Source organism: Caballeronia sp. LjRoot29 (assembly GCF_964252755.1).
Taxonomy (GTDB): Bacteria; Pseudomonadota; Gammaproteobacteria; order Burkholderiales; family Burkholderiaceae; genus Caballeronia.
In genome coordinates, this window is sequence record NZ_CAXUPU020000025.1 from 12,947 (window position 1) to 36,643 (window position 23,697).

Consider the following 23,697-nt stretch of genomic DNA (forward strand, 5'->3'; position numbering starts at 1 on the left):
GCGTACTATTCTTTCGGTTAAATAAAATGTTGCAGCGAGGCGTCGATATGAGGGTTCTGGTCATTGAGGATGAGCAAAAAGCGCTCGCCTACATCAAGAAGGGTCTTGAAGAGGCCGGCTTTCTTGTCGATGTGGCGGCTGACGGCGCGGAAGGCCTGATCCTGGCGCGAGAGGATACGTATGACGTCATCGTGCTGGACGTGATGTTGCCGACCATGGACGGCTGGAGTGTCCTGAAGAACCTTCGAACCTTGAAAGCGACGCCTGTCCTGTTTCTGACCGCTCGTGACGACGTAATCGATCGCGTGCATGGGCTTGAACTAGGCGCCGATGATTACCTGGTCAAGCCGTTTGCATTTGTCGAACTGCTCGCGCGAGTCCGTACATTGGCGCGTAGAGGACCGCCACGGGAGCACGATTTGCTGACGCTCGCGGATCTGGAAATCGATGTGACCCGCCGCAAGGTTCGCCGTGCAGGCAAGCGGATAGAGCTGACTCCGCGCGAGTTCGCGCTGCTGCAATTGCTGGCGCGCAAGCAGGGCGAGGTGATGAGCCGAACGCAGATTGCATCGTATGTCTGGGACATGAATTTCGATAGCGACACCAATGTGGTCGAAGTCGCCATTCGCCGGCTGCGAGCAAAAATTGACGATGACTTCGACGTCAAGCTCATCAAGACAGTACGCGGCGTGGGCTACGTCATCGACACGAAAGAGGACGACTGATGCGCTCCCGGTCGCTGACGGCCACACTGGCACTGGCCTTTGCAGGCACCACGCTGGCCGTGTTCGCCCTGGTTGGAACCTACGTGTATGTGGCGCTGGCGCACGAGATCAGCACGCAAGACGATCAAGATATTGTGCTGGCGGCGCGGCACATGCGTCGCCTGACGGAGGAGTTGGCCAATGTGAATGACCTGTCGCAGCATCAGGAACGGCTGGTAAGTCAGGTGTTGGGCAACGAAGCTTTGTCGGCGGAAGTAATCGATTCGTCCGGTCAGGTTCTGCTGGAACATAACTTGTCCAATGCTGCGCTCAGCATCGTCTGGCCCGCGGCCAAGCTCGATGCCTCCGCGAGAATAACGCCGGGAGCAATCACCGCCTTGACCGCTAGCGACGGCACGCCGTTTCGGCGAATTGCCACCGAGGCAAAACTAGCCGATGGATCGAACGTGAAGATCGTCCTGATGCGCAACGTGGCCGACCGGCGACTTTTGCTACGGAAGTATCGCGATCGACTTTCCCTGGCAAGCGGCGCGGGTGCATTGCTGGCATTCCTGATGAGCTTCCTGCTGGTTCGTCAGTCACTCAAGCCCTTGCATGATATCGCGCATAGCGCGGCGGGCTTTACGACTGACAATCTTAGTGCGCGAATTGTGGTGCGCAAAGTGCCAAGAGAACTGGAGGCGCTGATTGCCTCGCTTAATCGCATGTTTTCCGGTTTCGAAGAGGGTTTCAACCGGCTCTCCCGATTTACAGCAGACCTGGCCCATGACATGCGCACGCCCTTGGCCAACCTGCGTGGCTCGACCGAGGTCGCGCTTGCCCGGCCACGTTCCAGTGAGGAATATCAGACGCTGTTGGCATCGAATCTAGAAGAGTGCGACCGCCTTTCAAGGATGATCGAAAATGTCCTCTTTCTCGCCCGTGCGGAGCATCCTCATTTCTCCCGGCACTTGTATGAGTTTGAGGTCGACGAAGAGCTTCTCAGGATAGCTGATTATTTTGAGGGAATTGCGGAAGACGCTGGCGTTCGAATTCGCGTGACGGGGCATGCGCGGTTGAAGGCGGATCTCGAACTTTTCCGGCGCGCCGTCAGCAACCTGCTTGCAAATGCGGTGCGCTTTACGCCGCGTGACGGCGAGATTATGTTGTCCGTTGCCGAACGCGACGGCGCGGTGCGCGTAGAAGTGATGAACGAAGGCGTTCCACTGGACGAGAGCCTGCTTGAGCGTGTCTTCGACCGGTTTTATCGCGCGGATCCGTCGAGGACGAGCGGTGCGTCGGCGAGCGGATCGACGGGTCTGGGGCTAGCGATAGTGCGCACGATCATGGAGTTGCACGGCGGCAAGGTGCATGCGGAAAGCGAACCGCAGGGAACGCGATTCGTCCTGATTTTCCCGTTGATCAAATGAGTTTTTGACTTGCGCCGCGATCCGCGAAAACCGTGCGCACAAGCCATTATCTCTATTGCCCCAGCCGCGTTCACGTTCCGCGCAAGCTGCGAGCGTTCGTGGATTTCATGCAGGATCGATTGAATCGATAAGGCGCTACGGCGTTTAATATGAACTACGTCTGCTCTATTTCCACCGCCGCGTTCCAGTCGGAGCCGCGCGCAAGCTCAACAAAGGCGCTCAGATAATCGGTGGTCGTATCCGTGTCACGTACGCCCAGAAAGATCTGCTTGGCGATACCTTGCTTGCCCAGCCGGACCGCACTCACCGCGACCTTTTCCGCATACTCTTCAACGAGCCAGCGAGGCAATGCCGCGACGCCCCGGCCGCTCGCGACCATCTGCAACATGATGTCGGTGGTTTCTATGACCTTGTGCCGCTTCGGCATGACGTTCGCGGGCATGAGGAACTGGTTGTAGATATCGAGCCGATCGATCTCGACCGGATATGTAATCAGGACTTCGTCGGCGAGTTCATCGGGCAAGATGAAAGACTTCTGCGCTAGCCGATGCTGCCGGCCCACCACCAGCACCTGCTCATAATCAAACACCGGTTCGAAGCGCAAGCCGGGTTTTCTCAGCGGGTCCGGCGTGACCAATATGTCGATGTCATAGCCGAATAGCGCGCCAATGCCGCCGAACTGGAACTTCTGTTTGACATCGACATCCACGTCGGGCCAGCGCGCGAGATAGGGCGACACCACCTTGAGCAGCCACTGGTAGCAAGGATGGCATTCCATGCCAATCCTCAGCGTTCCACGCTGTCCCAGCGCAAATTGCCGCATGCGCTCTTCCGCATGTTCCATCTGCGGCAGCACGCGGTTGGCGAGCGCCAGCAGATACTGCCCCGCCTGGGTCAGGCGCAAATTGCGCCCGTCACGGCTCCACACGGCGGTCCCGAGTTGCTGTTCCATCTTCTTGACGGTATGGCTCAGCGCGGACTGCGTCAGACACAGCACGTTCGCGGCGGCAGTCAGCGAACCGTGACGGTCCACTTCCCGAATAATGGCCAGATGAGTTCGTTCAAGCATGCGGCGTCCATGAAAGGAACTAATCGATCAATGAGAAAAGACCATTATATTTCATAGGCCACGCAACCTATGATCGAGCCGTTCATTTCAGGAGCGGCACAGCAATGGTCACGACGCACAATTTGGGTTTCCCCCGCATCGGCGCAAAACGCGAACTGAAGTTCGCGCAGGAAAGTTATTGGAAAGGCCAGTCGTCACGTGACGAATTGACCGGCTTGGGCGCGCAGTTGCGCGAGCGGCATTGGGAAAACCAGGCCGGTCTCGACCATGTGCCCGTCGGCGATTTCTCGTTCTACGACCAAGTGCTTGATACGAGCTTCACACTTGGCAACATCCCGGAACGCGTTCGCGGTTTTGACGGTGATCCGCTCGACAACTACTTCCGCGTTGCACGTGGCCGTTCCGCGCATGAGTCGGCATGCAGTTGCGGCGTGCAAGCTGGTGAGATGACGAAATGGTTCGATACTAACTATCACTACATCGTGCCGGAATTCAGGGCATCGACGGAGTTTTCACTCGACGCATCGCGTCTGCTTGATCAGTTGGCGCAAGCTCGTAAGCTCGGTGTGAAGGCCAAGCCGGTGATCATTGGCCCGGTGACGTATTTGTGGCTCGGCAAGGCAAAAGATGATTCGGACAAGCTCGCATTGTTGCCGCGTCTGCTGCCGGTCTATGCAGCGTTGCTCGAACAACTCGCGGCGCAAGGTGTGGAGTGGGTGCAGATCGACGAGCCGGCTCTCGTCACGGAACTCGACGCAACATGGCAGCAAGCGTTCATCACCGCGTACGACGCATTGAAAGGTTCGAGGGTCAAGCTTCTGCTAACGACCTACTTCGGACAGCTACAGAACAACCTGGAAATTGTGCGCAAGCTGCCGGTTCAAGGTTTGCATATCGATGCAATCAACGCACGTGCCGAAGTCGATAAGGTGCTCGCGCAATTGCCTTCGGACAAGGTGTTGTCGCTGGGTGTTATCAACGGCCGGAACATTTGGAGGAGCGATCTGAGCGCGGTGCTGGATTGGGTAGAACCGATTCATAAGGAATTGCAGGACCGTTTGTGGATTGCGCCGTCGTGCTCGTTGCTCCACGTTCCGGTTGATCTGACGAGCGAGCAAAAGCTAGATAAAGAAATTCAATCGTGGCTCGCATTTGCGTTGCAAAAGCTCGACGAACTAAAGGTGCTGGCCCAAGCGCTAAACGGCGGACGTCAATCGGTGCAAGCGGCGCTTGCTGAGAACGGGGCCGCGATTCAGGACCGCCGTTCGTCGCCGCGCGTGCACAACCCGGCTGTCAAGGCAGCGGTTGCGAAAATTGATGCAGCACTGGGCCGTCGTACAAGCGCTTACCCGCAACGCGCCACGAAGCAGTCGGCGTTGTTGAAGCTGCCGGCGTATCCGACAACGACGATTGGCTCGTTCCCGCAGACGGCTGAGATTCGCCAGGCTCGCAGCCAGTTCAAAAGCGGCGAACTGGATGACGCCGGTTACAAGGCCGTCATGCACAGCGAGATCACGCGCAGCGTGCGTGAACAGGAAGCGTTGGGACTCGATGTGCTCGTTCATGGCGAAGCCGAGCGCAATGACATGGTCGAGTACTTCGGCGAGCAGCTCGATGGCTACGCATTCAGTCAGTTTGGCTGGGTGCAGTCCTACGGTTCGCGCTGTGTGAAGCCGCCTATTCTGTTCGGCGACATCAGCCGTCCGAAGGCGATGACCGTGGAATGGATCAAGTACGCTCAATCGCAAACCGCCAAGCCGATGAAGGGCATGCTGACCGGGCCGGTGACTATCCTGAACTGGTCGTTCGTGCGCGACGACCAGCCGCGTTCGGTGTCGTGCCATCAGTTGGCGCTGGCTATTCGCGAAGAAGTGCTTGATCTGGAAAAGGCCGGCGTGCGCGTGATTCAGATCGACGAAGCAGCGTTGCGTGAAGGCTTGCCGTTGCGCAAGTCGCAATGGAACGAATACTTGCAGTGGGCTGTTGAATCGTTCCGCATCACGGCGAATGGCGTGCAGGATGAAACGCAGATCCATACGCATATGTGCTATTCGGAGTTCAACGACATCATTGCGTCGATTGCCGATATGGATGCCGACGTGATTACGATCGAGACATCGCGTTCCGACATGGAGCTGCTCGATGCCTTCGATAACTTCAACTACCCTAACGAGATTGGACCGGGCGTGTACGACATCCACTCGCCGAATATTCCTAGCCAGGAGCACATTGTTCAATTGATGCGTAAAGCGGCGGAGCGGATTCCGGCGGAGCGATTGTGGGTCAATCCGGATTGCGGGTTGAAGACGCGACAATGGGATGAAGTGATCCCCGCGCTCAAGAACATGGTCGCCGCCGCTAAGACGTTGCGCGCGGGTGTGTGATTAATACGCCTCTTAGAAGCATGAATGTGACGACGGCCGCCTTCGGGCGGCCGTTTTTTTCAGGCGGCGCGCGCTTTGCTTGTACCAGCTAACGACTACCTTGGAGTAGCATGGTCTCGCCTTGCCGCGGGCCAACACGCCAGAACCGCGTGCAACGTTCGACTGCCGGTAAAACCTCATTCGGAGCAACCATGGCCTATCGCAACTACCATAAGCGCAAGATTGGCGACCGCGAATTGCATCCCCAGACACAGATGATGTCCTACGGCTACGATCCTTTCCTCTCGGAAGGATCGGTCAAGCCGCCCGTGTTCCTGACATCGACGTTTGCCTTTCGTACAGCAGAAGATGGCGCCGATTTCTTCGATATGGTCTCAGGCCGCAAACCTTCACCGGAGGGCGAAAGTGCGGGACTGGTTTATAGCCGTTTCAATCATCCGAACCTGGAGATCGTGGAGGATCGGCTCGCGCTTCTGGACGACTCTGAATCGGCCGTTGTGACATCGAGCGGCATGTCTGCCATTGCAGCGGTGTTGCTGGCGTTCCTGCGGCCGGGAGATTGCGTCGTGCAATCCGCGCCGCTGTATGGCGGGACGGAAACGCTGATCGCAAAGTTTCTGCCGGAGTGGGGCATCACATCGCAAGTCATCGACGATGGTCTTTCACCTAAGGCTATTCGCGATGCGCTCGAAGCCGCCGCGCAAAAAGGCAAGGTGCGGATGTGCTACATCGAGACGCCGGCTAATCCAACGAATGCGTTGTTTGATCTTGAAGGGCTGCGCCAGGAGATTGGTGCGTTCGAGACGCGGCATGGTTATCGTCCGCTATCGGTGTGCGACAACACGCTGCTTGGGCCGTTGTATCAGAAGCCGGTTAAGCAAGGTATCGATCTCTGCGTGTATTCCCTGACGAAATACGTTGGCGGACATAGTGATCTGGTTGCGGGTGGCGTGACAGGCAGCCGTAGCCTTGTTACCAAGGTGCGTTCAATCCGGAGTGCGCTTGGCTCGCAACTCGATCCGCATTCATCGTGGATGATTACACGCTCGATGGAAACATTGGTCTTGCGCATGGAGCAGGCTGCCCGAAGCGGCACTGCCGTTGCGCAATGGCTGGCGAGCAATCCGCATCGGCCGGTGAAGGTTCTGCATCCTGAACTGAACGATGACCCTGTGTATCAGGCTGTGTATCGGCGTCAATGTACTGGACCGGGGTCTACGTTCGCGTTTGGACTCGATGGCGGACGCGAACAGGCTTTCAGGTTGATCAATGGTCTGGAGTTGTTCAAGTCGGCGGTTAGTCTGGGTGGGACGGAATCGTTGATTTGTCATCCGGCATCGACGACGCATTCGGGCGTACCTGTTGAGGCTCGCGCAGCGGCGGGGGTATCGGAGGGGTTGATTCGCGTGTCGGTCGGGCTCGAACATCCGGATGATCTGATTGCCGATTTGTCGGATGCGCTGGCGCATTGTTGAGGGGATATCGTTCGCACTGTTCGGGGGGGCGGGGGTAGGTTCTTGCGTTAACGGTCGGGTTCAATGCCGGGTTGCTGCTTTCCAGGTCTTCGCGCGTTTAGTGTTAGCTGATTTCTTTACCACTATTAGCCACTGCGCGTGGCGGCGCGTCATTTCTTTGTCCAAAGCGACAAAGAAACGAAGCAAAGAAAACGCTTTCACCGCTCTACCCTAAGTGTCCACAGCGTGCAGTTTCTATTCATGGGTGCCCCAAAAGCACGGTGCTCGCCAGAGCCACGGATGTGTGAAACCCTCCTTCTCGCGAATCCTGACAGTAAAACGCTTCGCCCCGTACGCTCTCGGGCAAGCACCAGTGCCCCACAAACCCGCACGGCCTCACGCACTCTTATGGGTGCGGTTCTTCGCGGGTTAGCTGCTCGGTTTGCGCTGCTATTTTTGAGGGTTAGGCCCCACGCACTCTGCCGCTCCGTTTATCAGCGGGTTTTCAAAATGGTTCGGTATGCATAAAAATTTGGAAGTTGGTTCTCCGCGGATAGCGCGGGGTGCTCCTTGGGCAGGTTCAGTCGCTAGTGCTTGCCCGAGAGCGTACGGGGCGAAGCGTTTTACTGTCAGGATTCGCGAGAAGGAGGGGTTCACACATCCGTGGCTCTGGCGAGCACCGTGCTTTTGGGGTACCAATGAATAAAAACCGCACGCTGTGGACACTTAATTTTTAGAGAGTTGAAAGCGTTTTCTTTGCTTCGTTTCTTTGTCGCTTTGGACAAAGAAATGACGCGCCGCCACGCGCAGTGGCTAATAGAGCGAAAAAGATCAGCCAACACTAAACTTGCGAAGACCTAAAAAGCAGCAACCCGGCATAGACCTCGACCGCTAACGCAAGAACCCGCACAACCCAACACTAACCCCGACCACTAACGCCAGAACCCACCCCCCGGCATACCCCCACGCCCCATCCCCTCAAACCCCGAGTGCGAACGAAAACCAATAGCGGTTACACTACCTCGACAAACGGCGCGAGCCACCAAAACACGGCGCGAGCCACAAATCCCCGCCCAATTCCCGCTGCGGCTCCCCCCGCCCAGTCCTATGCAAAATGGCATTTCTTTCGATCTGAAGGCGCTTGAAGTCTTCGTGCTTGTCGTCGAATCCGGCGGCATGACGGCGGCCGGCCAACGCCTGAGCATCACGCAATCGTCAGTCTCTCAAACGCTGTCGAATCTCGAACAAACACTCAATCTGCAATTATTGGATCGCTCGCAGCGGCCGCCGATGCTGACACCCGTCGGACGCCAGTTCTACAACCGCGCCTGTACGCTGCTCGATGACGCCAGGCATTTGAGCCAGGAGTTTCGCAAGCCGCTCGGTGAACCGCTCAAGCATATTCGGATTGCACTGGTGGATTCCATGGCGACCAGCATTGGCGCCGACCTGCTGGTTGCAATACGGCAGCGCACCGCGAACTGGTCGATGGTGACCGGGCAATCGCATCAACATGCCGAAGCGTTGTTGTCCCGACGAGTGGACATCATCATCTCCGATGACGTCGTGGCAAAAAATCCTTTGCTATACCGCCAGCGTATCTTGCGCGAACCCTTTGTGCTGGTTTTACCCGGCGACGTCAAAGGACCCGTTCCCTCTTTGCGCAACCTGCTGGTCAGAGGCGACTTCATTCGCTATAGCAATACAACCGTCATTGGCCGCAGCATCGAAACCCAGTTGGAGAAGTGGGGAATTCAACCGCCGCTGCGACTGCAACTCGACAATACATTCGCCATCATGTCCCTCGTGATGGCCAACGCAGGCTGGACCATCACCACGCCGCTATGCCTGTTGCAGTCGGGGCTGACGCTGGACAATAAATTTTCCCAAGCATTTCGCTTGTCCCCGATTCCCGGCGAAGAGTTCTTTCGAGAACTGACCATGGTCGCCCGTCAGGACGATCTCGGCTTGCTGCCGCAGCAACTCGCGCAGGACAGCGTGGAGTTGCTGAAGAAGCGCTTCCTGCCGGTCATCGAGGCGAATGCGCCATGGGTGTTGCCATCTATTATGCTGGGCTAACTTCAAAGCAGCGTGACGCCCGCCCTCAGTTTTTCATAACGCAGTTGGCGCAAATCCGCGACATTGATACCGGGTGCCGCCACCACCAAAATCTCGTCTGCCAACGATGCAAAGTCGGCTCGGAAATGTACCGAACTCTTTAGAACCAGCGTGCGGTATTCGGCTGGATCGGCGCCGACATGGCGGAACATCGCTTGATCAGCCGCTTGCTGTTTTTTGCTCGACACCACGATTTCAATCCCACGCGGGCCGCCGCAGCGCACCCGGGCCATCGCCCCCAGATCCATGTGGCAGCCGTGGTAGAAGGGCCCTGTGCCGGTGAAGCGGCCGCTTCCCAGCGCCAGAACTTCGAACGGCGCCTGCACCGGCCCCGCGCCCAAACCGTCAGCCGCGCCGAGCGGGGCATAGATAACGGCGCCAATTCTCGCGTTCGTTGCTGCTTCGACAAATGCCGCATCGCACACGACCCCGGCGCACACCCGTTGCGCTTTTTGCTGCAGCAGTTCGTGCAGGATATCGGTGGTGTCGCCGTTGCCGCCGCCGCCCGGATTATCCTGGGTATCGGCGAGGATGACTGTGCCGCCGTCTGATTGCATCGCTCGCTCAAGCGCGTGCGCGACCGCCTCGGCCGGCGCGTAGAGACGCCCGCCGAAGTCAGCCCGTCTGTCTAGAACAGCCTGCGTCAAAGACTCAACTGCAGAGGCCACCGCAATCTGATTTGCGCCGTAAGCAATGACGCTGGGACCGCTATGGTGGATATCGGCAAGCGGAAAACCCGGCACGAAATCGGCGGCAAAAACCCGGTCCGACGCGAGCGATTCACCAAGCGCCACCAAACCACGCATCGGTTCGCTCAAGGTGCTTTGCCAAGGCATCGGAATCAGAAAAGGTATCTGACGATAGCCCTTGTGCAACACCTCGCCTGCCAGCAACCGGTCGAGCAGCACATGCGCACGCTGCCCGGTCTGCGCCATGTCGACATGCGGATAGCTGCGATACGTCACCAAACCGCTCGCATGGTCGATCATGGCCGGCGTGATATTGGCGTGAAAATCGAGCGCCGCGACTATCGGCATCGTGCTGCCGACGCGTTGACGAAGGCGTCGCAGCAACTCTCCTTCACCGTCTTCCAGATGCTCGCTGACCATCGCGCCATGCAGGTCGAGAAACAGCGCGTCCAGCGGGCCTGCATCGCGGATCATCCGGTCAAGCATGAAGGCAATTGCTTCGAATGCATCCTGCGTTACCGGACCGCTAGGATTGGCCGACGCCCACAATAACGGCACCAGTTGATGCGATGTGCGCGCAGCTTGAATGAAGCCATCTATTGCCAGATTGACGCCCGCGACCGCGCCGAACATCTCTTCGCCAACGAGCAAGCCCGGCCACGCGTCCGCTTCGACGAAAGTAGCAAAACTCGCCCGGCTGGCAGCAAAGGTATTCGTCTCATGTAGAAAGCCAGCGATCCCGATTCTTGCCACACCATCCCCTCAAATCAACATGGGCTTTACAACAAGCCCTCGACGGCCGTTACGAAAATGCAGCTGTACTCGGCGCTGCTAAACGGAATCGGGTTGGTTCCGGCGGATCCATCCACCACGGCCATTTCGCCGACCTTTGCGGCATCGTTGCCATTGATACCGATCTCGTTCAGCGTATGAGGAATGCCGAGCGTGTCGCGCATCATCAGGACCCAGTCGAGGAACGATGTGAACGACGGCTGCGCCAGTTCCAGATAACGCGCCAGCAGTTCGATCCGGTCCGAGATGACCGATTCGTTGGCCTTGAGCACATACGGCATCAGGATGGCGTTGAGCATGCCGTGGTGGGCGTCATACAGCGCGCCCAAGGGATGCGCCAGCGCATGCATCGCGCCCAGGCCGCGCTGAAATGCGGTGGCGCCCATGCTCGATGCCACCAGCATCTGCAGGCGTGCATCGAGGTCCTGGCCGTCCTTGACGGCACGCGGCAGATACTGCTTGATCAGGCGAATGCCTTCGACCGCGATGCCCGTCGCCATCGGATGATAGAAGGGCGAACAATAAGCTTCGAGGTTATGCGAGAGGGCATCCATGCCGGTTGCTGCTGTCAGCCTCGCCGGCAAGCCGACCGTCAACTCGGGGTCGAGAATGACAACCGAGGGCAGCATGTTTGCATGGAAAATGATGCGTTTAACATGAGCGTGATCGTCGGTGATCACTGACGCGCGCCCGACCTCCGAGCCCGTCCCGGCCGTAGTGGGTACGGCAACAACGGGCGCCATGCCGGCCACATTGACGCGCAGATAGTTGTCGCCAACATCTTCGAAATCCCACAACGGACGATCCTGCCCGACCATCAGCGCCACGGCCTTGGCTGCGTCAAGCGCTGAGCCGCCACCGAAGGCAATCACGCCATCGTGGCCGCCGGCTTTGAATATGGCGACGCCATCGTCGACATTCTTGCCGGTCGGATTGCCCTTGATCTCGTGAAATAGCCCGCTCTCCAGTCCGGCGGACCGGCAGTGATCGAGGACGCCGCTGATCAGTGGCAATGCGGCCAGACCCGGGTCGGTAATCAATAGCGGCCGGCGCATGCCGAGGCTTTGACACCATTGCGGCAATTCGCGGATCCGGCCTGCGCCGACCTTGACTGCGGTCGGGTAATTCCAGTTTGCGGAGGGAAGTGACGGCTGTGACATACGAAATTCCTTCGATGATCCGTTCAAAGACGGGTTTTCAGATGAAAAGATTTGGCTCGCGTCAGGTGCTCGTATCCGATTGCCGACAAGGTCACACCTCGGCCGGTATTCTTCACGCCGGTCCAGGCGAGCGCAGGGTCGAGATAGTCGCAGCGGTTCATAAAGAACGTGCCGGTTTCCACACGGCGTCCGATCGATAACGCAGTTTCTTCGTCGCTCGTAAATACACTCGCCGTCAAACCGTAGGGGCTGTCGTTCATCAGCTCGATGGCTTGCTCATCTCCGGTCACCGGCATGATGCCGACCACTGGACCGAAACACTCATCGTTCATCAGCGTCATGCCGTGATCGACGTCCACGAACAGGCCCGGCGCCACATAGGGCGTGCCGGCGCGCGACATGTCGAAGCGAGTTTCATCGATCAGATTTTTTGCGCCTTTGGCGAGCGCCTCGGCAATGACGGTCCGCACTCCATCGGCGGCTGCGGTACGGACTACCGGCCCCAACGTGGTTTGCGCATCAAGCGGATTGCCCAGCACATACTGATTCGTCAGCGCCACCGCGCGCTCGATAAAATCCTTGTACAGAGGCTGCGCCACATAGATTCTCTGGATGCCGCAGCATGACTGCCCTGAGTTGAAGAAGGCGCCATCGACCAGTGTCTCCACGGCGTAGTCGAGATTGGCATCGCTTCGTACGTAGGCCGGATCGTTGCCGCCCAATTCCAGCCCAACGCCGATAAACCGCCCGGCCGCCGATTCCTCGACAATGCGTCCGCCGCCCACCGAACCGGTGAAACAGACAAAGCCGATCTCGCTCGCGCGTATCAATCGGCGCACACGTTCATGATCCGCATGCAGATACTGGAACACGCCCTCGGGCCATCCGGCCTGGACAAAAGCCTGATGAATGAGCTCGGCACACAAGGGTGTCTGGTCGGAGTGTTTGAGAATAACGGCATTGCCTGCGAGCAATGCCGGGACAATGCTGTTGACTGCCGTCAGCAACGGGTAATTCCATGGCGCGATAGTGAGCACAACGCCAACCGGTTCACGCGATATAAACCGCGTAAAGCCTTCCTGTGGCGCCACTTGCACGAGCTTCAACGCATCTTCGGCAATCGCCATCATGTGGCGTGCCCGTGAGGCAAAGCCGTCCACTTCGCCGGCGGTATAGCGCAACGGGCGCCCCATCTGACGCGTAATTGCCTCGCCAACTGCCGCCTTGTTTTCGACGAAGAGTTCAACGGCCCGGCCAACCAGTGCCAGCCGCTCCGACAGCGGTCGTGCAGCCCACGCCTTCTGCGCAGTTTTCGCGTGCTGTAGTGTTTGCTGGATCTGCGATTCGCTCGCATAAGGCCGGCGCACGAATTCGCTGCCGTCAATCGGGCTAATGGTAATCAGGTCTTCTTTCATAGTGGGCTCGGATGTTTTGACTTAGATAATCTCGAAGTAGCGGGCGAGTTCCCAATCGGTGACATGGCGGCGGAACTGCCGCTCTTCCCATTCGCGGGTCGCGACATAATGTTCGACGAACGCCTCGCCAAACAAGGTCTTCGCGGCTTCCGAATGGCGCAGCCGCTGCGCGGACTCCCACAGGGTGCAAGGCAATTTCAGATGAGCGGGGAATTCCTGCGTATAGGCGTTTCCCTCGACAATCTGCCCCGGATCCAGGCCTTGTTCAATGCCATGCAAGCCGGCGCCCAGCGCGGCTGCCAACGCAATGTAGGGATTTGCATCGGCCGAACCAATGCGGACTTCAACACGCTGGGATTTTTCCGAACCCGGGATCAGGCGCAAGGCCGTCGTTCGATTTTCGACGCCCCATGTTGCATCCAGCGGCGCCCAATAGCCCGGCACCAGACGTGAATAGCTATTGACGGTCTGCGCGAACATCGACATAAATTCCGGCAGATAGCGTTGCACCCCCGCCATGAAACTGGCTTGCTTGGCGCTCATGTTGTAGGGACGGCTTTCGTCGTAAAACGCCGACTTGCCGGTGCTCGCCTCACGCAACGACAAGTGGATATGACCGCTCTGTCCCGGGTGGTCATGCGACCATTTCGCCATGAAGGTCGCCATCAGATTATTTTTCTGAGCCAGCGCCTTGGTAAAGGTCTTGAACAATATGGCCTTGTCGCCCATCGCCGCCGCGCCGTCAACCGCGAGCGCAGCCTCCAGCACGCCGGGACCGGTTTCGGTATGCAAGCCCTCGATCGGCATGTCCATCTGCTCGCACATATCTAGCAATTGCCGATAGAAATCGCCTTCGACGGTACTGCGCAGCACCGAGTAGCCGAAATTGCCCGGCGTCCAGTTCTTCAAGTCGCGATAGTTTTTTTCGCGCACCGAATGCGGCGTTTCTTCGAACATGAAGAATTCATATTCAAGCGCGGCGGAGACATCGAATCCCATGTCGCTTGCGCGCTTCAATACGCGCTGCAATAAACCTCGCGGGCAAATTGCTTCGGCATCCCCAACAAATTCAGCGAGGAAGAACAGCATGTCTTCGCCGTCGCCCTGTTCCAGCGGCAACCGGCGGCAGCTCTCCGGCACGATGCGCACCATGGCGTCCGGATAGGCCGTGTGCCAGCCGGTGTATTTCGTGTTGTCGTACATTTGGTCGTCGGCGTCCCAGCCCAGTACGACATTGCAGAAGGCGAATCCCGAACGCAGCGCCCCGAGGAATTTGTCCTTGCGCAGATATTTTCCGCGCAAGATGCCGTCGATATCGGACAGGCCCACTTTGATATGCGTCAGCCTGCTTGCCTCCACCAGACGAATCGCATCTTCCACCGTCTTGATTGCCCGTTCGGGCTTCGCTTGCGCATCCATATTCAGTCTCCGTGTTATCGCTCTTTTTTCGGCTGATTCATCTTAGGAACGAGAAAATTGCAGATCAACAACAATCGGTATTGGTTATGGTGCTGATCGGCTGGGGTAATACTCGGCGACTTGTGGCTTAGCCTGCTACCGGTGCGAACCCGCCCAATCACCGCTCGCTCAGCGCCACTTTAGGGCATCCCGTAGGGCGTCCCTGCGCCGCCGGTCGCCCCGCCAATCGCGGCTAAAGACCTTTCGTCAACCCAACGGCCAAGGCATCCTTGCCATTGGCACAACTCTTGTGTATGAAGTTAAAAACTACTTCAAGCGGGACGCGCATTCCCAAAGGGTTTCCATTGATTACTCGACTGGTACAGATCTTCAACGACTCGGGCGCCAAGGTACGGAGCAAGCTTTTCGGCATTTACGGCTTACTGATTGCGATCAATGTCCTCGCCTGGGTTTGGGCGCTCGTGGCGTTCCGCCATCATCCGGTGCTCCTTGGAACTGCCTTGCTGGCCTACGGATTCGGACTGCGTCATGCGGTGGATGCCGACCACATTGCAGCTATTGACAATGTCACCCGCAAGCTCATGCAGGAGAAAAAACGGCCGGTTACGGTCGGCTTCTTCTTTTCCCTTGGGCACTCGACCGTCGTCGTGCTCGCGTCTGTCGGGGTGGCTGTTGCAACGTCGGCCATGCAAGGGCGATTCGATCATTACAAGGAAATTGGCGGAGTGGTCGGCACGTTGGTGTCGGCGTTATTCCTGTTTGCGATCGCGCTGATGAACTTGATTATCCTCAGGTCGATCTATAAAGCGTGGCGCAACATCCGGAATGGCGGCGCTTATGTCGATGACGATTTCGATCTGCTTCTGGCTGATCGCGGATTTCTGGCCCGCCTCTTTCGCCCGCTGTTTCGCATGATCACGCGAAGCTGGCAAATGTATCCGCTAGGTTTCCTGTTCGGTCTTGGATTCGATACCGCGACCGAAATTGGCTTGCTCGGCATAGCGGCTACCCAGGCGTCGCAAGGGCTGTCTCCCTGGGCGATCATGGTGTTCCCGGTACTGTTCAGCGCCGGCATGTCTTTGATCGACACGCTGGACGGTCACCTGATGCTCGGTGCCTACGGATGGGCCTACCTTAAGCCGATCCGGAAGATCTACTACAACATGACCATCACGCTGGTGTCCGTGATCGTGGCTATTGTGATTGGCGGAATAGAAGTGCTTGGGCTGCTTGCAGATCAGTTGAAGCTGCAAGGTCCGGTATGGGATGCAATAGGGACCCTGAACGATAATTTCGGCACGCTGGGCTTTGTCATCATCGGCATTTTCGTCTTTAGCTGGATCGTGTCGGTCGTGATCTATCGCGCCAAGCGTTTTGATGAGCTGGAGGTTAGCCGCTAGACCCATACGCTAGCCGGCGTTGTCGCGAAGATGCGCAAGTTGTCCACACATGAATGAAACTAATAGGACGATGAAAACATGTCCCTTGTTGAATAACACGGCGGCATTCAGACTGTGGGCCACTCGGTTAAGGACGCATTATGGCTCGCACTCATCTACACGGTTTTCCGCGCATCGGCGCGCAACGCGAACTCAAGTTCGCGCAAGAGGCTTTCTGGCGCGGGGAGTGCGACGAAGCTCATGTGCGTAACGTCGCAGCGGTTTTGCGTGCGCGCCATTGGGCGTTGCAACGCTCGGCCAAGCTGGATTTTGTAGCAGTTGGCGATTTCGCCTACTACGACCAGATGCTGAACGTGACTGCGTTACTGGGCGCATTGCCGGAGCGGTTCAAATTTGGCCCGTCGGCGCTCTCGCTCGCCCAATATTATGAACTGGCGCGAGGCAACCAGGCGCAGCCCGCCATGGAGATGACCAAGTGGTTCGACACCAACTATCATTACCTTGTGCCGGAGCTGAGCCCGGACACCACATTTAATGGCGGCGTGGATTGGTTCTTCGATGAAATCGATGAAGCACTAGCACTGGATCATTCGATCAAGCCGGTGCTTATCGGCCCGATTACGTACCTATGGCTATCCAAGAGTCCCGTTCCCGCCTTTGACCGGCTTTCACTTCTGCCGAAGCTCGTGATTCGCTATATGCGCATTCTCGACCAGTTGAAAGAACGCGGGATTGAATGGTGTCAACTGGACGAACCGGCACTGTGCCTGGATCTGGATGATGAATGGCTCGAGGCGTTTCATGCGGCCTACGATGTGCTTGGCGCGTCAGGCAGCAAGGTCATGCTGGGCACGTATTTCGACACAACCGCTCAGCACGCGCCGCTTGTCGCGACACTTCCTGTGCAGGGTGTTCATATCGACCTGATCAGGGCGCCTGAACAACTGGACGCATGGCGCGCGGCACTGCCAGAGGACAAAGTGCTCTCGGTGGGTGTGATCGATGGCCGGAATATCTGGCGGGCGGACCTGAGTAAAATTGTCGACTCGCTTCGGAGTTTAAGTGTGGAACGTTCGGATAACTTATGGATTTCACCGTCCTGTTCGTTGCTGCATGTACCGGTCACGCTTGCCTCTGAGAAGAAGCTCGATAACCGTTTGACGTCGTGGCTTGCCTTCGCGACTGAGAAGCTTGATGAAGTTGCTGCTATTGCGCTCGCGTTAAAAAATCCAACGGAGGCCGAATCTGCACTCGCCGCGTCGAACACAGCGCTCGATACGCGACGCAATTCGGACGCGGTCATCAATACCCTTGTGCAGCGAAGAACTGCTGCCATCACTCAAGCGATGGCGAGCCGTAAAAGTCCTTATGCCATCCGCAAGCGAGTGCAGCGGCATACGCTCAGGCTTCCGCTCCTGCCGACCACGACCATTGGTTCGTTCCCCCAGACAACCGCGATCCGGCAAGCTCGCGCAGCGTACCGGCGCGGAGAACTGGGCGCACTGGATTACCTGGAACGCATGCGCGCGGAGATAACGACCGCCGTGCGCAAGCAGGAAGAACTCGGGCTCGACGTCCTCGTGCATGGCGAAGCGGAACGCAGCGACATGGTCGAGTTTTTCGCGGAGAAGCTATGGGGATGTGCGCTGACGGAGCACGGCTGGGTTCAGAACTACGGCTCGCGCTGCGTCAAGCCGCCGGTTATCTACGGCGATATCTATCGTCCGGAGCCCATGACGGTGGACAACATGTGCCATGCGCAATCGCTGACCGACCGCGTGATGAAGGGCATTCTTACGGGCCCGGTGACCATGCTCCAGTGGTCTTTTGTCCGTGACGATCAACCCCGCGAAACAACGGCGCTGCAGCTTGCGTTGGCTATCCGCGACGAGGTAATGGACCTTGAAAAGGCGGGTATCCGCATCATCCAGATCGATGAACCGGCGTTCCGCGAAGGCTTGCCATTACGTCAGGCCGAGTGGCCCGCTTACCTTGACTGGGCAACCCGCGCTTTCAAGATCGCCGCTAGCGGCGTCTCCGATGCAACGCAGATTCACACCCACATGTGCTATTCCGAGTTCAATGACATCCTGCCTTCCATCGCAGCGCTGGATGCCGACGTGATCACGATCGAGACATCGCGCTCATCAATGGAACTGCTGGACGGCTTCGGTGCGTTCGCTTATCCGAACGGAATCGGGCCAGGCGTGTATGACTCACACGCAGCGCGGGTGCCGAGCGTGGAAACAATGCAGCGCCTGCTTGAGCGTGCATGCGAGGTCGTTCCTGCGGAGCATCTGTGGGTCAACCCTGACTGCGGCTTGAAAACGCGCGCTTGGCCGGAGACAGAAGCGGCATTGACCAACATGATCCTGGCGGCCCGCGCCGTGCGAGAGGCGTTGACTGCGAAAAGCAGGGAAATAGCGGAGGTCTGAGCGGCTTGACGCCCGCAAGCGGCAGACGCCCAAGTCCACCCGAGCTTACCCGTAAAGAACCGCTTCGAAGCGAGGTTCTGCCATGCCGTGGCTCGTCCGTGCTACTGTATTTGGCTTGGCTTCGTTGATTTTGTACTTTACTCACCACGCCCTTTCGGGACGCTCTGGACGCTTATGAAAAAAGTATCGCTGCTGCTTACTCTTGCTGTTATTGCTTCGTCATCGGTTTATGCCGCCACGGGTGCGACCGAAACGCTACCCTCCGGCGTCACCGTAACGCAGATCAAGGAAGGTACCGGCGCTCAGCCTACCGCCGCCGACACCGTGACCGTCAACTATCGCGGCACCCTCGCGAACGGCACCGAATTCGACTCCTCGTATAAACGTGGGCAGCCGGCATCGTTCCCCCTCGGTCAGGTCGTCCCGTGCTGGACGCAAGGCCTTCAGAAAATGAAAGTGGGCGGCAAGGCCAAGCTCGTCTGCCCGCCGGCAACAGCCTACGGCGAACGCGGCGTAGGCCCGATCCCACCGAACAGCACGCTGACGTTTGAAGTCGAGTTGTTGAAAATCGGCAACTAAAGCCTGTACGACGCGCATTCGCTTCAATGCAATCAGGCGAACCCGCGTACCCCGTGCTATTGCGATATCTTTTGCTTTTTCGCAATAGCACGGCTGCGTAACATCCGTGTAATGCCGTCAAATAGATCCATGGATGAAGCGAGCGCTTAATCTCACTCCAATGGAAAACCCTCCCTGCATACTGCTATACGCACCCTATAAGCGTGCTATACGCGTCCTATATGTTTTCCGTCAAGACGGCCGATTCCGAATCAGCGGATTGACGGGCGCAAAGTAAATTCATTGGCGGGGACAGCACACACAAACCTGTCACTTACACGAAGTAAGATACGCGCTGGGCCGCTCAGTGCGGCCTTGGAGCAGCAACGGCCAGCGGTCAGAGCCGGACTCCGCTAATCCGGAATCCGCTGCCAGAATTGCCGGTCTGATACAAATCAACGGGTAGGTCGCGGTTCGCAAACGATTCCCTTCAGTTGCAGTTTTAATAAGCGTCCGGTAACATTAATTCGCCGGTGGAACTGATTTTTTACTAAACCGGTTCCCTGCCGGGACTGCCTGGATAAGCAATTTTCTGTCGTTTTTTTAAGTGACGGATAGGGCAAGCAAAGGCGCCGCGCAAAAGTCTCCCTGCATAACCCGTTGTCGAAGGGCCAAAATCACTAAACAGGCCGTCGAGACCGGTGTTAATAAAAAGAGGGCTGTATCTTAGTCACTTCCACCATGGCGACGCTGTGATCCGACACACCCTGGGCGGCTTGCTACTGGTGATCTTGTGCCTCGGCCGTGCGGTCGCGGCAGGTCCCGCTTGCACACGGCCCTTGACGCTTGCGCTGCACGATCACGGCCTGCTTTATTCGGCCGATACCGACACCGGTATCGATAAAGACTTCGCCGATGAACTGATCCGCCGCAGCGGCTGCCAGATTAAGGTCAGCCTCATGTCGCGTGCGCGCATCTGGCAATTGATCGAATCCGGTGCGCTCGATTTCAGCTTGTCCGGCATCACCAACGCCGAGCGCGATCGCTTTGCGTCGTTCGCCTGGTACTTCAGCGACAAATACTATTTGCTGGTGCGCAAGGACGCAGGCATGCATCAGCTGGCCGATTTCGAGCGCAGCGACCAGTTTCAACTGGGCGTAATCCGCAGCTTCCGCTACAGCGATTCCGCCAACAAGCTGGTCGACACCCTCGCGGCCCAGAACCGTGTCAGCCAGGCCGGCGGGCTGGCGCCGCTCTACGAGGCGCTGATCCACCAGCGTATCCAGGGCATGATCATGGAGCCCTTCGATTACCCCGCGCTGGACGAAAAGAAGATCCGCGATGTCACCACGATCATCGAATTCAACGATCCCGCCATTCCGCATGGCCTGATCATGTCGAAGAAAGCGCTGTCGCCCGCCGAGCAGGACAAGTGGCGCGCGCTGGTGAACGAGATGCGCGCGGACGGAACCGTGCTGCGAATTTTCGAGAAGTATTTCAAACCCGATCTGGCTAAATCCATGGTCGATTTCCAGGCACCCCCGTGACCTGGGCTCGCCTGGTGTTGCTGCCCCTGCTGATCTTGTCCGCCGGGCTCGGCGTCACATGGATCGTGTGGGATCACGAGCGGCAAGCTTCCCAACACGAGTTACTCTCCCAGTTCGATTTTTCACTGGGCGACGTGGTCAGCCGCGTCGAACAGCGTATGTCGACTTACGAGCAGATGCTGCGCGGTGTGCAGGGCCTGTTCGCCGCCACCGGCACGATGGACCGCGACAAATTCCGCGACTACGTCAGCGCGCTCAATCTCGATGCCAATTTTTCCGGCATCCAGACTATTGGGGTGATCGACTGGGTGCCGGGGGCGCGCAAGGACGCTCATGTTGCCGCGATGCGCCAGCTGGGTTTTGCCGGCTATACCATCCAGCCGCGGGGACCGCGTGAGAACTACGCGCCGATCATCCAGCGCGAACCGTCTGCGTCCAGCGTCCGCGCCCCGCTCGGCGTGGATTCCTGGGCCGATCCTGTGCGGCGGGAGGCCATGGAGCGGGCCCGCGATTCCGGCATGGTGGCGGCTTCCGGGAAAGTCCGCCTGGGCGTGGACGTCGGACCGGATGCAAAACCCGCTTTCATCCTGTACTTGCCGATCTACACCCGGGGCCAGCCGCACGACAGCGTCGCCGAGCGTCGGGCGCATCTGGCCGGCTGGGTGTATGCATCGTTTCGCATGCACGACGTCATCGCAAGCTTGTACGGCGATACCATGCCCGGCCTCGCGTTAGCCATCTACGACGGCGTCGAGCCGTCCACCGGGGCCTTGCTGTATCGCTCCCGTTCCGCCGAAGAGCAGCATCAGCCGCCGCTCATTTCAGCCAGCGAATACCTGGTGGTGGGCGGGCATAACTGGACGCTCTCGATGCGGACCCTCGACGACTTCAAGGGCCGCTTCGGACGTAACGCCGAAGTACTGATCGCCGTCGCCGGCACGGGTCTGAGCCTGCTGCTCGCGCTCCTCGCGTGGTTGATGGCCACCGGCCGCGGCCGTGCGATGCGGTTGGCCTCCAAGATGACCCGCGAGTTGCGCGAGAGCCAAGAGAAGTTCCGGGCCATCGCGGATTGCACGGTGAACTGGGAAGTCTGGTGGGGAACGGATGGCAAGCCGCGCTGGATCAATCCATCGGTTAAGGACTACACCGGCTATACCGTCGAAGAATGCATGGCCATGCCCGATCTCGCCGGCACGCTGATCCATCCCGACGACATGCCCCGCGTCGCCCCCGAATTCCTGAGGGGACTCCAGGGCTCTCGCGGCGACGACCTCGAATTCCGCTGCGTTCGCAAGGATGGAACGCTGGTCTGGCTGTCCGTTTCCTGGGTTCCAATCACCGACGCCAGAGGTGTCTTGACGGGGTTCCGGACCAGCGGACGCGACATCACCGACCGCAAGCAAGTCGAAGCCGAATTGCGCATTGCGGCAGTCGCCTTCGACTCGCTCGAAGCCATGATGGTCACCGATGCCAACAACACCATCTTGCGGGTCAATTCGGCGTTCACCGAATGCACCGGTTACACGGCTGACGAGGCGGTGGGTCAGACACCTCGACTGCTTCGCTCGCATCATCACGACGCTGCTTTTTTCAGGGAGATGTGGGAGACGATTCACCACATCGGGGGCTGGCAGGGCGAGATCTGGGGGCGTCGCAAGAATGGTGAGGTCTATCCGAAATGGCTGACGATTTCGGCGGTGACGGGCGAGGGCGGCGTCGTCAGTCACTACGTGGGCACGCATCACGATATTACCGAACGCAAGATCGCGGAAGAGCGCATCAAGGAGCTGGCTTTCTTCGATGCCCTCACGCGTTTGCCCAATCGCACGTTACTGCTGGATCGCCTGACGCAAGCCATCACGCTGAGCGCACGAAGTGGGGCGTGCGGGGCGTTGCTGTTCATCGACCTGGATCACTTCAAGACGCTCAACGACACCCTGGGCCACGACAAAGGTGACCTGCTGTTGCAACAAGTGGCGCAGCGCCTGGCCGCCAGCGTACGCGAGGGCGATACCGTCGCGCGAGTAGGCGGCGATGAATTCGTGGTGGTGCTCGGAAGCCTCCATGAAACCTGGCAGGAAGCGGCCAGCCAGACAGAGGGCATGGGCGAAATCATCCTTGATGTCCTGGGCAAGTCGTACCAGCTTGATGATGTCGATTACCGCAGTACAGCCAGCATTGGTGCAACCGTGTTCCGGGGCCACCAGACATCGATCGACGAGCTTCTGAAGCAGGCCGACCTCGCCATGTACAAGTCGAAGGAACTGGGGCGCAACGCGCTGTGTTTCTTCGACCCGGCCATGCAGACCGTGGTAGTGGAACGGGCAGCGCTCGAGGCGGGTTTGCGCAAGGCCATAGAGGGCAATCAGTTCGTGCTGCATTACCAGGCGCAGGTGCTCGATGGCGAAGGGGTTGTTGGAGCCGAGGCCCTCGTGCGCTGGCAGCATCCCGAACGCGGCATGGTGCCGCCAGCCAATTTCATTCACCTCGCCGAAGAGACCGGGATGATCCTGGCGTTGGGCAACTGGGTGCTCGAAACCGCGTGTACGCAACTGGCGTTGTGGGCCATGCGGCCCGACATGTCCCACTTGACGATTGCTGTCAATGTCAGCGCGCAGCAGTTCCGCGAGCCTGATTTCGTGGCCAAGGTGTTGAACGTCATCCGCCGGACGGGCGCCAACCCAAACCGGCTGAAGCTGGAACTGACCGAGAGCGTGCTGGTGGACAACGTGCAGGACATCATCGAAAAGATGCACGCACTCAAGGCCCGGGGCGTGGTTTTTTCACTCGATGATTTCGGCATCGGCTATTCGTCGCTTTCGTATTTGAAGCGCTTGCCGCTGGATCAATTGAAGATCGATCAGTCATTCGTGCGCGACGTGCTTATCGATCCAAACGATGCGGCGATTGCCAGGACGATTGTCGCGCTGGCGCAAAGCCTGGGCTTGGGGGTTATCGCCGAGGGCGTGGAGACCGAAGAGCAACGCGACTTCCTGGCCGGCGCCGGCTGTCATGCTTACCAAGGGTTCTATTTTTGCCGGCCCCTGCCCGTTGAAGGATTTGAAGAGTTTGCGTGCAGGGGATGGACGAAGCCGAAAGCGGTGCGTGCATAACTCGGCTTAA

At 58.3% G+C, this 23,697-nt stretch carries 15 protein-coding genes; 10 read left to right on the top strand and 5 right to left on the bottom strand.

Going from position 1 to position 23,697, the window contains the following annotated elements; genetic code table 11:
- The first annotated feature begins 47 nt into the window (after positions 1 to 47).
- Both ACSQ83_RS23945 and ACSQ83_RS23950 read left to right on the top strand, forming a co-directional pair.
- Positions 48 to 725 (top strand): heavy metal response regulator transcription factor, encoded by a 678-nt coding sequence (locus ACSQ83_RS23945; protein WP_414954668.1) that lies wholly within the window; start codon positions 48 to 50, stop codon positions 723 to 725.
- A complete protein-coding gene (locus ACSQ83_RS23950) occupies positions 725 to 2,134 on the top strand; it encodes a heavy metal sensor histidine kinase (RefSeq protein ID WP_436229846.1) in 1,410 nt (469 codons plus the stop codon). The genes ACSQ83_RS23945 and ACSQ83_RS23950 overlap by 1 nt, the downstream gene beginning before the upstream one ends.
- A gap of 154 nt (positions 2,135 to 2,288) precedes the next feature.
- Here the strand turns inward: ACSQ83_RS23950 and ACSQ83_RS23955 are convergent, their stop codons facing one another.
- Positions 2,289 to 3,203, bottom strand: coding sequence for a LysR family transcriptional regulator (locus ACSQ83_RS23955; protein WP_414954666.1), 915 nt, complete (start codon positions 3,201 to 3,203; stop codon positions 2,289 to 2,291).
- A gap of 104 nt (positions 3,204 to 3,307) precedes the next feature.
- Between ACSQ83_RS23955 and metE (ACSQ83_RS23960) the strand changes: the two genes are divergently transcribed.
- The 3 genes from metE (ACSQ83_RS23960) (at position 3,308) to ACSQ83_RS23970 (ending at position 9,120) form a co-directional block, all read left to right on the top strand.
- The gene (gene metE / locus ACSQ83_RS23960; RefSeq protein WP_436229847.1) at positions 3,308 to 5,587 is read left to right on the top strand and encodes a 5-methyltetrahydropteroyltriglutamate--homocysteine S-methyltransferase; all 2,280 of its coding nucleotides are present in this window, start codon (positions 3,308 to 3,310) and stop codon (positions 5,585 to 5,587) included.
- Between the two features lie 191 nt (positions 5,588 to 5,778).
- Positions 5,779 to 7,062 (top strand): cystathionine gamma-synthase family protein, encoded by a 1,284-nt coding sequence (locus ACSQ83_RS23965; protein ID WP_436229848.1) that lies wholly within the window; start codon positions 5,779 to 5,781, stop codon positions 7,060 to 7,062.
- 1,086 nt (positions 7,063 to 8,148) lie between these two features.
- Entirely contained in the window at positions 8,149 to 9,120 is a 972-nt protein-coding gene (locus ACSQ83_RS23970; protein ID WP_414954663.1) for a LysR family transcriptional regulator, read from the top strand.
- Between the two features lie 2 nt (positions 9,121 to 9,122).
- Here the strand turns inward: ACSQ83_RS23970 and ACSQ83_RS23975 are convergent, their stop codons facing one another.
- From ACSQ83_RS23975 to ACSQ83_RS23990, 4 genes are read right to left on the bottom strand one after another with little or no spacing between them, the layout of a single operon-like run.
- Entirely contained in the window at positions 9,123 to 10,601 is a 1,479-nt protein-coding gene (locus ACSQ83_RS23975; protein ID WP_436229849.1) for a M81 family metallopeptidase, read from the bottom strand.
- 26 nt (positions 10,602 to 10,627) lie between these two features.
- Complete coding sequence (locus tag ACSQ83_RS23980; RefSeq protein ID WP_414954661.1) at positions 10,628 to 11,800, bottom strand: iron-containing alcohol dehydrogenase; 1,173 nt, start codon at positions 11,798 to 11,800, stop codon at positions 10,628 to 10,630.
- 23 nt (positions 11,801 to 11,823) lie between these two features.
- Positions 11,824 to 13,215: an aldehyde dehydrogenase family protein gene (locus ACSQ83_RS23985; RefSeq protein WP_436229850.1), complete on the bottom strand. Its 1,392-nt coding sequence runs from the start codon at positions 13,213 to 13,215 to the stop codon at positions 11,824 to 11,826.
- 21 nt (positions 13,216 to 13,236) lie between these two features.
- Complete coding sequence (locus tag ACSQ83_RS23990; protein WP_436229851.1) at positions 13,237 to 14,634, bottom strand: glutamine synthetase family protein; 1,398 nt, start codon at positions 14,632 to 14,634, stop codon at positions 13,237 to 13,239.
- A 344-nt stretch (positions 14,635 to 14,978) separates the two neighbouring features.
- Here ACSQ83_RS23990 and ACSQ83_RS23995 point away from each other — a divergent pair, with 344 nt between their 5' ends.
- The 5 genes from ACSQ83_RS23995 (at position 14,979) to ACSQ83_RS24015 (ending at position 23,687) form a co-directional block, all read left to right on the top strand.
- On the top strand, positions 14,979 to 16,034 hold the full coding sequence (locus ACSQ83_RS23995) for a HoxN/HupN/NixA family nickel/cobalt transporter (protein ID WP_436229852.1): 1,056 nt from the start codon (positions 14,979 to 14,981) through the stop codon (positions 16,032 to 16,034).
- Positions 16,035 to 16,174: 140 nt separating this feature from the next.
- Positions 16,175 to 18,469: a 5-methyltetrahydropteroyltriglutamate--homocysteine S-methyltransferase gene (gene metE / locus ACSQ83_RS24000; protein WP_436229853.1), complete on the top strand. Its 2,295-nt coding sequence runs from the start codon at positions 16,175 to 16,177 to the stop codon at positions 18,467 to 18,469.
- Positions 18,470 to 18,643: 174 nt separating this feature from the next.
- Positions 18,644 to 19,048, top strand: a complete 405-nt coding sequence (locus ACSQ83_RS24005; RefSeq protein WP_414954656.1) for an FKBP-type peptidyl-prolyl cis-trans isomerase — start codon at positions 18,644 to 18,646, stop codon at positions 19,046 to 19,048.
- Positions 19,049 to 19,779: 731 nt separating this feature from the next.
- The gene (locus ACSQ83_RS24010) at positions 19,780 to 20,574 is read left to right on the top strand and encodes a substrate-binding periplasmic protein (protein ID WP_414954655.1); all 795 of its coding nucleotides are present in this window, start codon (positions 19,780 to 19,782) and stop codon (positions 20,572 to 20,574) included.
- On the top strand, positions 20,571 to 23,687 hold the full coding sequence (locus ACSQ83_RS24015) for a bifunctional diguanylate cyclase/phosphodiesterase (RefSeq protein ID WP_436229854.1): 3,117 nt from the start codon (positions 20,571 to 20,573) through the stop codon (positions 23,685 to 23,687). Before ACSQ83_RS24010 ends, ACSQ83_RS24015 begins: the two co-directional genes overlap by 4 nt.
- Positions 23,688 to 23,697: the final 10 nt, after the last annotated feature.